Source organism: Yoonia sp. (genome assembly GCF_046498525.1).
Taxonomy (GTDB): domain Bacteria; phylum Pseudomonadota; class Alphaproteobacteria; order Rhodobacterales; family Rhodobacteraceae; genus Yoonia.
Genome location: NZ_JAWOAN010000210.1, coordinates 1 through 9,072 on the forward strand (window position 1 = coordinate 1; position 9,072 = coordinate 9,072).

Annotated in this window: 8 protein-coding genes; 4 read left to right on the top strand and 4 right to left on the bottom strand. The window is 58.1% G+C overall.

Features of this window, described 5'->3' with window-relative positions:
- On the top strand, positions 1–450 hold a 450-nt coding region (locus tag R6T97_RS12925; protein WP_410349712.1), incomplete at its 5' end, for a winged helix-turn-helix domain-containing protein.
- Here the strand turns inward: R6T97_RS12925 and R6T97_RS12930 are convergent.
- From R6T97_RS12930 to R6T97_RS12940, 3 genes are all read right to left on the bottom strand, one after another.
- Positions 366–1,892 carry an ATP-binding protein gene (locus R6T97_RS12930; RefSeq protein ID WP_410349713.1) on the bottom strand — a complete coding sequence of 509 codons (1,527 nt, stop codon included), beginning with the start codon at positions 1,890–1,892 and terminating at the stop codon, positions 366–368. The two genes, R6T97_RS12925 and R6T97_RS12930, sit on opposite strands and share 85 nt — an antisense overlap.
- Positions 1,893–2,177: 285 nt before the next feature.
- Positions 2,178–2,891: a VIT1/CCC1 transporter family protein gene (locus R6T97_RS12935; protein WP_410349714.1), complete on the bottom strand. Its 714-nt coding sequence runs from the start codon at positions 2,889–2,891 to the stop codon at positions 2,178–2,180.
- On the bottom strand, positions 2,881–5,454 hold the full coding sequence (locus R6T97_RS12940; protein WP_410349715.1) for a cation-translocating P-type ATPase: 2,574 nt from the start codon (positions 5,452–5,454) through the stop codon (positions 2,881–2,883). Before R6T97_RS12940 ends, R6T97_RS12935 begins: the two co-directional genes overlap by 11 nt.
- A 108-nt stretch (positions 5,455–5,562) precedes the next feature.
- Between R6T97_RS12940 and R6T97_RS12945 the strand changes: the two genes are divergently transcribed.
- The 3 genes from R6T97_RS12945 to R6T97_RS12955 all read left to right on the top strand — a co-directional run bounded on the left by R6T97_RS12945 (position 5,563) and on the right by R6T97_RS12955 (position 7,470).
- Positions 5,563–5,925: a phasin family protein gene (locus tag R6T97_RS12945; protein WP_410349716.1), complete on the top strand. Its 363-nt coding sequence runs from the start codon at positions 5,563–5,565 to the stop codon at positions 5,923–5,925.
- A gap of 211 nt (positions 5,926–6,136) precedes the next feature.
- Positions 6,137–6,631, top strand: a complete 495-nt coding sequence (locus tag R6T97_RS12950) for a hypothetical protein (protein WP_410349717.1) — start codon at positions 6,137–6,139, stop codon at positions 6,629–6,631.
- Positions 6,632–6,771: 140 nt separating this feature from the next.
- Positions 6,772–7,470, top strand: a complete 699-nt coding sequence (locus R6T97_RS12955; protein WP_410349718.1) for a hypothetical protein — start codon at positions 6,772–6,774, stop codon at positions 7,468–7,470.
- Here the strand turns inward: R6T97_RS12955 and R6T97_RS12960 are convergent.
- A partial coding sequence (locus R6T97_RS12960; RefSeq protein WP_410349719.1) for a SulP family inorganic anion transporter occupies positions 7,390–9,072 on the bottom strand: 1,683 nt, incomplete at its 5' end. The genes R6T97_RS12955 and R6T97_RS12960 overlap by 81 nt on opposite strands.

Sequence of the window (9,072 nt, forward strand, 5' to 3'; positions counted from 1 at the left end):
CGAGAGGTTCTGGCCCGCGTCAAATGCGTCCTGCGTCGCTCGCCCGGCATTGTGCTACCGCCGAAGGTTGCAGCGGCGACCGTTTGCTGGGAGTTTGACGGGATGCGGGCCATTCCCGATGAGATGAAACTGCTTGATCGGGACGGCGAATGGGTTGAGATGACAAGCGGTGAATTCAAGCTTCTTATTGCATTTCTGATGCGGCCCAAACGCGTGTTGTCGCGCGAACAGTTGATGGATCTGACGAAGGGGAATTCCTATGCCCCGATGGATCGCACCATCGACAACCAGATTGCCCGTTTGCGCAAGAAAGTTGAACGCAACCCAGCATCGCCCAGATTGATCACGACGATTCGCGGTATGGGTTATTCCTTCACTTGCGATGTGACACCTTGTGCGGATCCGGGCAGGTCAAACAGCTCCAACAGCGCCTCGGCCAATTCCGACTGACGATAGGGCTTACGCAGGATTTGGTGGGGAATGTCATCGATTTCGCGGCTGAGAATATCTTCGGCATAGCCGGAAGTCAGCAGGATTCGAATGTGTGGATAGGTTGCTTCGATGAGCCTTGCCAGCGCAAGACCATCAAGTTCGCCCGGCATGACCAGATCCGTAAAGACGGCGTGGACGTCGGCGTTTTCACGTAGCATCCGGGCTGCATGATCACCCTGTCCGGCAACGCGTACATCGTATCCCAGATCCCTGAGCCGATCTGAAGTCACACTGCGGACCCTTGGGTTGTCCTCGACAATGAGAATTGTGCGTTGACCCGCTGCCTCCCGAGACTCTCGCTTGTTATGAAGGGGTTTTTCTGTCGGTATCTCATCAATTGCCGGAAAATAAAGCGCAACAGTCGTGCCGTGCCCGATTTCGCTGTAGATCGTCACGTGCCCGCCGCACTGCCGCACGAACCCATACACTGTCGCAAGGCCCAAGCCCGTGCCTTGCCCGACGGGTTTGGTGGTAAAGAACGGCTCGAACACATGCTGCTGGGTGTCGGGACCCATGCCACATCCGGTATCGGTTACGGAAATCCGTACGTAGGTGCCCTCTTCAATGTCCAGTTCCTGTGCAATGTAGTGATCATCAACCGTCACAACTTCGGACCGCGTGATCAATGTGCCTCCGTCGGGCATGGCGTCGCGGGCATTCAGGGCAATATTGATCAGCGCAGACTGCAAATGCGTGCTGTCGGCCAAAGCCGCTGGCAGATTATCTGTCAGTTCCATCAAGATTACATACTGTGGATCAAAGGTATGCTTGATCAGCTCCAAAGCAGCGCTGCAAGCGGCGTTAATATCGATCACGTCACAACGCGCGTTTGACTTGCGTCCAAATGCGCCAAGCCCTGCGGTAAGGTCCATGCCGATTGTTGCCGCCTCGCGCGCATCGGCCAGCATTGCGTGTTGTGCCGGATTTGAGAGTTGCGCCTCGAGCAATTCAAGATTGCCGATTACCACTGTCAGGATGTTGTTGAAATTATGGCCGATGCCGGCTGTCATCTGGCCGATGGCATCGAGCCGGGCCGTCCGGGACAGCGCCGCTTCTGCGGCCACCCGGGCGCTGAAGTCGTGCATGATTGCGACAAAGTGATCCTCGCCATCATGGGTAATATGTCCGAGAGAAACATGAAGTGGAAAGGCGTCGCCATTGCGCCGCACGCCTTCTACTGCGCGCCCGCGCCCAATGATCCGACCGGACCCGGTTTTTAGATAGTTTTCAATGAACCTGTCGTGCCTGCTGGAAAGCGCCTGCGGCATCAGCATATTCACGCTAGAGCCGATAAGTTCGGCGGAATCATACCCAAACAGTTTATCGACAGCCGCATTTGTACGGGTGATGATACCCGCCTTGTCGCTGAACAGGACGGCATCGGGCATCGCATCAAGCATGGCGATCAGAAAATGACTGTCCCGTTCGATTTTTAACCGTACCTTTCTACATTTCGACTGTTGCAGATGGTTGAGAAAAATCAACTGTCATCAGCCGTGCGTGCCGTAATTGCCGCACTAGAGGGCAGCGATATTACATGAATACGGGCAAAATCGGAACAGAGAGTGGGGTTCACTTTGCCATCTTGGTGCCGCGTTCTTGAGGCGTTGCAGGCAGGTGACCCGAAAGAACTGATGCATGTGCTGTTGCATGACGCGCCACATCGTCTGGCGGATACCATTGGTCTAGGGATGAACCAGGCGCCCGACCACAAAAGCAAGTGTCGCAGCCGTTCCGCCGATCAGCAGCGTCTCAAACCCGGATCGCCACCAGTGTGTCAGTGACCAGCTTGACTTGATCGTCCCGATGCCAAAGAACGTCAGCCCCGATATGGCGATGGACCATCCGAAGGCCGAGGGCAGGCCCAGCATATAGGGCAGGATCGGGAACATCCCTGCGGCGACAAAGGCCATGAAGATCACCAACGCCGCGCGGAGCGGCCGCGCGTCTGTAGCCGGAAGTCCGTATTCCTCGGCCAGCATCAGGCTGATCCACTGGTCCTCATCGTCGCTGATCATTGCGACTGCGTTCTTGCGGACCTCACCGCTCAGTCCCTTGCGGGCAAGGATCTGGTCCAGTTCTTCCAGTTCACCCTCTCTGTTGGTGCGAATGTGCTTCTTCTCCACATCCCAAAGCCTGCTGCGGTCATCCGCGACGGCTTTGGTCCCCGCATAGTTTCCTGCGGCCATGGAAAACCCGTCGGCCAGCACATTCGCCAGCCCCAGGGCGACAATGATCCCCGGGGCAAGCCCTGCCCCCTGTACGCCCGCGACGATCGCAAAGGTGGTCACGGTTCCGTCGATCCCGCCAAAAACCGCATCGCGCAGGGGGGTGCTGTCTGTATGTGCATCAAGCCGCTCTGCGACTTCCTCGGGTGAATGTCCGTGTTCAAGTGCCATTGGTGTGTCTCCAGATCAGAATGTATTTGAAAAGTTCGGGAACGATGATCAGGGGCAGGGCGAAAAGGCCGATCATTTGCCATTCCGCCACGGCCAGTCCCGTTGTCTTCAACAAGACTTGCAGGGGCTCCCAATAGACTGCCGCGACCTGTGCGCCCAGCGTAGCCGCCAGTGCCAGCAGCAGGAAAGGATTGCTGAACCAACCGATCCGACTGCACGGAGCGCGTAGGGACCGGAAGGCGAAGACGCTGGATTTCTCGAACACCACCATAGCGGTGAAGGCCGCCGTGCGGGCCAGCGTTTCATCGACGGGCAGCAGGCTCCAGAAAATCCACAAGCTCGACAGGCCGGTATAGAGGCCGAAAACGGTGATCAACGCGATGCCGGACCAGCCAAGCATCGGGGCGTTCATCGGACGTGGCGGTTCTTCCATTTGCTCTGGTTCGGGTTTCTCCATCCCCAGCGCCACTGCCGTCAGCCCATCAGTGATCAGGTTCATCCACAGAATTTGCGTCGCCAGAAAGATCAGAGGTCCGCCGACGACGATATTGACGACCAATGCGATCACTTGGCCTGCGTTCGATGACAGCAGGTAGCGCACGAACTTACGCAGGTTGTCGAACTGCCGCCGCCCTTCGCGGATGGCCACGATGATCGTTGCAAAATTGTCGTCCAGCAGAACGATGTCGGATGCATCCTTGGCTACGTCGGTCCCGCGGATACCCATCGCGATCCCTATATCGGCCTGTTCCAGCGCGGGCGCATCATTGACCCCGTCACCGGTCATCGCCACGATCTGTCGCTTGTCTTGCAGCAAGGACACGATCCGCATCTTGTCGGCAGGTTCGGCCCGGGCGATCAGCGTATCGCTGTCCAGCGTGATGAGAAGTTCGATATTCGACATAATCGCAAGTTTTTCGTGGGTCGTGACGGCCTTCGGGTCCAGCCCGATGCTGCGGGCGATAGCCAGTGCAGTGACGGGGCTGTCACCGGTGATCATGATGATCCGTGTGCCTGCGGCGTGTGCCTCGGCAATGGCGGCGGGCACCTCGGGGCGGGGCGGGTCGATAATGCCGACAAGACCCAGAAAGGTCAGACCGTACTCGGTCAACCGACCATCGGGCGCGGGCTGTGCAGCAAGTGCGATGACGCGTTGGCCATTGGCGGCCATGCGGGTATGGGCGGCGTCTATTTCCTTGCGGCCGGCGTCCGTTAACGGCTCAGTGCCCTCAGCGCCCATAATGCCGGTGCATAGATCCCTCAGCCGTTCCGGTGCGCCTTTGGTCAGCACCTTGGGGCCAGTGGACGTTTCCAGCAGGATGCTCATTCTCTTGCGGTTGCTGTTGAAGGGCAACTCGTCCATGACGGCATCAGGTTCTGGCAGGGCAGCCTTACCCTTGTAGGCCAGCGTCATGAGCGCGCCCTCGGTCGGCGCGCCAACCATGTGCCAAGTGCCGTCATGATGTTGCAGGCTGGCGTGATTACAGCCTGCGCAGACCTCGAGCATATCAGCCAGCACAGGATCGTTGGCGGACAGACGTTTGCTGTCATTGGCGATGATATGGCCGGAAGGATCGTAGCCCGTTCCCGTTACGCTGTAGCTGCCTTGCGGTGTCCAGATCTGTGTGGCGGTCATCTTGTTTTCGGTCAGCGTGCCAGTCTTGTCAGTACAGATGACGGACGCGGCACCAAGCGTTTCGACGGCCTGCAGTCGCCTCGTCAAGGCGTTTTGGCGGACAAGGGCGGCAGCGCCCAAAGCAATGGTGATCGTGACGGCGGCAGGCAGGCCCTCTGGCACCATTGCGACGGCCAGAGAAATGCCGGTCATGAACATCTCGGTCATGGGACGCCCGCTCCAGACGCCCAGAGCCATGACACATGCGCCGATCAGAAGGGCCGCGATCCCAAGCTGCTTGGCCAACTCGCCCAGTTGGCGCTGCAGATGGGTCGGGCGGTAAGCGACCGACCCGGTCAGCATGGCGATTTGCCCAAAACGGGTGGCAGTACCGGTTGCCGTCACCCGCCCCATGCCGTGCCCGTCAACGATATTGGTTCCCAGATATAGGCCGGTATCCTCGCCGTCTTTGGCCACCGGCATCGACTCTCCTGTCAGTGCGCTTTCATCGGCACAGAGCGAGGTCTGTTTCAGGACCTCGGCATCGGCTGGCACCCGGTCACCGGCGGTCACGATGATCAGATCGCCGGGTACAAGATCGCGGGCGGCTACGACTATTTGCTGGCCTCCGCGCACGACCGTTGCCTGTGGTGACATCATGTTGCGCAAGGCTTGCAGGGCGTTCTGGACCCGCCATTCCTGCACAAACCCCAGCGTTCCGTTCAGCAGTATCACGATGATGATGGCGATTGTGTCAATCCGGTCACCTGCGATAAAGGCAATGATGGCGGCCAACATCAGTATCAAGACCAACAGATTGCCGAATTGGCGCAGCAGAATACCCCACGTCGACGGCCCCGCCGCGACAGGCAGTTCATTCCAGCCATGCTCTTGGCGTGCAGCGAGTACCTGAGCGGCGGTCAGGCCCGCGTTCTGTTGGTTGTGCATCCCGATGGCATCCCGCATTTGACGCGATTACGCGTTGATACATGTCAATTCCGCGCAGGCCCGCACTGCTAGAACTCCCGAACATCATACGCAGAAGGGACGCTTATCATGGCAAAGAAAAAGCAAGACACCTCACTGACTGCCGATGCCTTCGCCTCGGGCGAAGAGTTGGTGCAGCAAATGGAACAGGCCGGGCTGGGGCCACTCCGCTGGTTGAGTACCAGCTGGATCGAGGCGATGGCCGAACTAAACAATGAGGTTGTCAGCTTTGTTGCCGACCGGATCAAGGAAGACGTGAAGACGCAACACAAGATACTGCACTGCAAGGACGCGACAGAGGTCCGTGAGGCACAGCGGGAATTCCTCGAGAACGCCTATGCCCAATACACCGAAGAGACCGGCAAGCTTATCAAGATGAGCCTTGACGTGATGCCTCTTGGCAAGTCCGACACCAAAGGCACGCCGGTCTGAGGCACGGTCTGTTTGGAACATCCATAAAAAGGATGAAAGCGGCGACAAATGGTTTGCGCCTTTTAATCCTCTGCGCGGGCAACATTGTCTGCTAACCGACTGTACCTGAAACCTGCGGCACAAATGATTTATCCTGGCCGATGACTTCAACGCGGCTCTCTAGATCAAGGGCGACGTAAAGCCTGCGACAATCTACAGCGCCGAGTTGCTGATGGATTACGAAGTGATCGAACTCTTTGCAGCGGGTGCGGCGATCACCGGCACAGCGGCGGATGATTTCCTTGTCGGTATCGGTGAAAACAGCTTTACCGGTGGTGCTGGCGCGGACCTCTTTGTGGTGTCTTATGGCACTTCGGTTACCGATGAGATTACGGCCAGCGTCATCGCGGATTTCAAGGTGGGCAGCGACAAGATCGGCCTGATCAGATTTGACGCGCTGGCAGGCTTTGAAGTGGATCTGCCGGAAGACCGCTTGCTGATCCAGCAGGGTGTGACAGGCGACGACCCGACCATTTCGGTTGCCAATGCTGATGGTGTCGGCTTGTCGCTGGTGGCGACCCTGACCGGGGTAGCCGCAGAGTTGGATGGCGGGGCCGATCAATTCGTATTTGCCGCCGGTACCGGCCTCGACATTGTCTACGACTTCACGGATGGCGTTGATTTGATCCGGTTGGATGGTCTGGCTTTCGCGGCACCGGTGCGGTGATTGATGCGGGCACGGACCGGACGATCCTGCGCAACGTCGATTGGAATGAAATTACGCAAGACGATTTTATCGCAGATCAAGCACTGGCGTTGGTCTGATGCAAGCATGGTACCGAGTGAGAGGAGATAGTTTTAAAGATTATGATGATCAGCGCTGCCTCGACCGTTTTTCTGGCGGGCTGCGATAGTAATGGTGAGACCACCGCGAACGGGTTTGGTTCATTTGACGAAATTGAACCTGCCGCCACCGCCATGCAATCGGCTTACACCGACGCAAACGGTGCTTTGCTTTTGGGGATCACTCCTGCAACAGCAAGCGAGATTCCCGATAGTGGCAGCGCCACCTATAACGGTTTTGTCAGCGGCGAAATTGCAGGTGAGGCCCGGATCGGAGAGTTGAAGATAACCGCGGCATTTGCAGTGGGTAATAACGCGCTTACCAGTGAGGCCAGAAATTTATATCACGAAATCGACGGGGCCTACACTGGCATCCTGTCCGGTGTATGTGTCCTGATCGAAAGCCCCCCTGTGGGTGTGCCGCAGATCCAGATCAACCTTGACGGGACACTGTCGAAAGGCGGGGCAGATTATGCAACCAAAATCGCGCTGGACGGGCGCGTCATTGCCAACGTAAGCGATCCTACCGGAGCTGTTGCAGGTACAGCGGATGGCTCGGTCGGGGGGAATTCTTCGAAGATGGGGTCTTTGCGGTTGAACGTTAGCCTCAAAACAAAATTAGCCGCGTGCGCCGTCCCTTTATCAAAGGGACGGCCCTTGTTTCCCTGGCTTCATCCCGGCGCTACGTGCTGCTTCAAACTGGGTGAGAAATACATCGCCTGACAATTCTTCAAGGAAATGCTCGCGCTTGAGCCGGTCCATGACCGGGCCTTTTACCTCGGACAGATGCAGTTTCACGCCTTGTTCGACGAGCGCTTCGTTGATCGCTTCAAGTGTCTCCAGCGCGCTGAGGTCGATCTCGTTGATCGCGCTGCACTGAAGGATCACGTGTTCAATCATTTTATCATAGGCGAGCCGGGTCAGGATCACGTCTTCCAGAAACCGGGCGTTCGCGAAATAGAGGCTTTCGTCCAATCGCAGGGTCAGGATGTGGGGGTCCGTCTGCACCTTGTGGCGGTGGATGTTGCGGAAATGCTCGGTGCCGGGCACCAGCCCGACCTCTGCGATATGCGGGCGCGATGATACGTAGAGATGCACCAGAACGGACAGGATGACACCCGCTGATACACCCGCCTCGACCCCAGCAGCCAGCGTGACCAGGATTGTCACCAGCACGGCAAAGAAATCGGCCCGCGAATAGGCCCATGCGCGCCGCAGGATGCTGAAATCCACAAGGCTGAGCACGGCGACGATGATGGTCGCGGCAAGCGTTGCCTTGGGCAGGAAGTAGATCAGCGGGGTCAAGGCAAGTGCGGCAATCGCAAGCCCGACAGCGGTAAAGGCACCCGCGGCAGGTGTTTCCGCGCCGGCATCGAAATTCACGACCGAGCGTGAAAATCCGCCCGTGACGGGGAAACCGCCGGTGAACGCGGCCCCGAGGTTCGCCGCGCCAAGGCCGATCAGCTCTTGATTGGGATCGACACGTTGCCGTTTCTTGGCCGCCAGAGTTTGCGCGACCGAGATAGATTCCACAAAGCCGATAATCGAGATCAGGAACGCGGGAAGCAGGAGTTGTTGCAATAATTCGGGCGAGAAAGAGGGCAGTGTGAACGGCGGCAGGCTTTGCGGCACCGTGCCGACGATCTGCACACCGGCGTCTTCAAGGTTGAGATACCAGACCGCAACGGTTGTCGCGACGACCGCTGCAACCGGTCCGGCTTTGGTCGCGACATCCGCCAATGTTGCGCCAACACCCATGGCGCGCAACATGGGTTTCAAGCCCTTGCGTACCCAAAACAGAAAGGCGGTTGCGCTAACGCCGATGATAACTGTCGGCACGTTGAATTCGGGAAGATGCGTCACAAGCGACACGACCAGTTCCAGCAGATTATGCCCCTCTGCATCAATACCGAAGACATGGCGCAACTGGCTGGCCGCGATGATCAGGCCAGATGCGGTGATAAAGCCCGAAATGACAGGGTGTGACAGGAAATTGGCAAGAAAGCCCAGACGCAACAAGCCCAGCCCCAAGAGCATGGCACCCGACAGGCCGGCCAGTGACAAGGCTGCAATCGCATAGCCTGCGGTCCCTTGCTCGACGATGTTGCCCAAGGCCGCTGCAGTCATCAGCGACACCACGGCGACCGGGCCCACGGCCAGTGCGCGGCTGGTCCCGAAGACCGTGTAAAGCATGATCGGCACGATCGAAGCATAAAGTCCTGCTTCGGGCGGCAATCCGGCCAGCAACGCATAGGCCAGCGATTGCGGGATCAGCATGATCGTCACGATGACCGCCGCGATCATATCATTGCCAAAGGCCACGCG